The sequence below is a fragment of the Vreelandella indica genome (genome assembly GCF_037070225.1).
GTDB classification, from domain to species: Bacteria; Pseudomonadota; Gammaproteobacteria; order Pseudomonadales; family Halomonadaceae; genus Vreelandella; species Vreelandella arctica.
Window position 1 is genome coordinate 1 of record NZ_JBANSO010000093.1, and the last position, 1119, is coordinate 1119.

The 1119-nt window shown below is 51.0% G+C and carries 1 protein-coding gene; it reads left to right on the top strand.

Features of this window, described 5'->3' with window-relative positions; all coding sequences use genetic code 11:
- A protein-coding gene (locus V8L71_RS20650) for an IS3 family transposase (protein WP_336275342.1) occupies window positions 1-1101 on the top strand; the annotation gives its coding sequence in 2 pieces (ribosomal slippage) (window positions 1-185 and window positions 185-1101; 1102 coding nt annotated over the 2 pieces). This gene is flagged as partial in the annotation.
- Window positions 1102-1119 lie beyond the last annotated feature (18 nt).

The window sequence follows — 1119 nt, forward strand, 5'->3', positions numbered from 1 at the left end:
GGTAGAGCGCGGCCATCGCGTGGCCGAGGTCGCTGAGCGGCTAGGCGTGTCAGGTCACAGCCTATACAACTGGATTAAGCGCTACGATAAGCCGGTAGAACAACGGCAAGAGGATGATGATCTCCAAGCTGAAAACCGTCGTTTGAAGGCCGAACTCAAACGCGTATCAGAAGAGCGAGACATATTAAAAAAGGCCACCGCGTACTTCGCCAGGGAGTCCGACTGAGGTACGCGTTTATTCAAAATCATGCGAGCCAATATTCGGTACGTCGCTTGTGTCAGGTGATGGCAGTGCACCCCAGCGGTTACTACGCATGGTGTAAAAAAGCGCTCTCTAATCGAGCACGGGAAGATGAGCGCCTGCTGGGATTGATCAAGCACTCTTGGCTTGAAAGCGGCGGTGTATATGGCTATCGCAAAGTCTACCAGGACTTGCGTGAAGCTGGCGAAGCTTGCGGGAAGCACCGTGTGGCGCGTCTTATGAATAGGGAAGGTTTACGCTCTCAGACGGGCTATCGACGACGCCCTGGCGGCTATGGTGGTGGAAAACCGGCTGTTGTATCCCCTAACCATTTAGACCGTCAGTTTGAAGTAACAGCGCCAAATATTGCTTGGGTGACGGACATCACGTACATCCGCACTTACGAAGGCTGGCTTTACTTATCAGTAGTTATCGACCTGTTTTCCCGTCAAGTGGTTGGCTGGTCGATGAAGTCTCGCATGACTACGGAGTTGGTATTGGATGCTTTGTTATCAGCCGTCTGGCGACGCAAGCCACAAGTAACGGTGATGGTGCATTCGGATCAAGGAAGCCAGTTTAGCAGTGGAGACTGGCAAAGCTTTCTGAAAGCAAATCACTTGGTAGGCAGCATGAGCCGACGTGGTAACTGTCATGACAACGCCGTTGCTGAAAGCTTCTTTCAACTTCTCAAGCGAGAGCGAATCAAGCGACAGATTTATTCAACACGCGAAGCGGCTAGACGTGACGTTTTCAATTACATTGAAATGTTTTACAACCCAAAGCGCCGACACAGCACAAGTGATAACTTGTCACCGGTTGAGTATGAAAGGCGTTACTTTAAGAGCCTAACGGGTGTCTAGAATATCCGGGGCGATTCA